1 protein-coding gene is annotated in these 785 nt (G+C 63.3%); it reads right to left on the bottom strand.

Annotation, left to right across the window (positions count from 1 at the left end):
- Positions 1-785 (bottom strand): aldehyde dehydrogenase family protein (locus AC1D1X_RS24790; RefSeq protein ID WP_477699553.1); only part of this gene is annotated, 785 nt, incomplete at both ends.

Below are 785 nucleotides of genomic sequence, written 5' to 3'. Positions count from 1 at the left end.
GCCTTGATCCCCAGGATGGTGGGCTGAACAAAGTAGCCTTTGGCAAAGTCAGGCGCGCCGGCGCCACCGGCAATCACGTCCGCACCTTCTTCAATGCCGGTGCGGATGAAACCCAGGACACGGTCGCGCTGGGCTGCACTGACCAGCGGTCCGAGCTTGCTGGTTTCCTCCAGGCTGGGGCCAACACTGAATTTCGCGACAGCTGCCTGTGCGAGCGCCTTGGCTTCCTCATAACGCCCGGCCGGCACCAGCATGCGGGTATGGGCCGAACAGGTCTGGCCGCTGTTGAGCATGCAGGCCGACACGGTGCCTTTGACCGCAGCTTCGAAATTGGCATCGTCCAGGATGACGCTGGCCGACTTGCCGCCAAGCTCGAGCGCTACCCGCTTGACCGACTGGCTGGCCAGTTCGCTCACACGTTTGCCTGCCCGGGTAGAGCCGGTAAAGCTCAGCATGTCGACTTCGGGATGCGTTGCCAGCACCTCGCCCACCACGGGGCCGACACCGTTGACCAGGTTGAATACGCCGGGCGGCAGGCCGGCCTCATGAATGATTTCAGCCAGGATCATGGCGTTGACCGGGGCGATTTCGCTGGGCTTGAGCACCACGGTGCAACCTGCCGCCATGGCGGGGGCGATCTTGAGTGTGATCTGGCTGAGCGGGAAATTCCAGGGCGTGATGCACCCCACGACACCGATCGGCTCGCGTACCACGAGCGAGTTGCCGACCTGCTTTTCCCATTCGAACTGGCGGGCCACCTTGGCAAAGTTTCCCCAGTGCCATGC

It is taken from the genome of Polaromonas sp. P1_G4, assembly GCF_056405475.1.
Note: the sequence above shows the minus strand (reverse complement) of the source record. Positions and strands in the feature narration are given on the sequence as shown.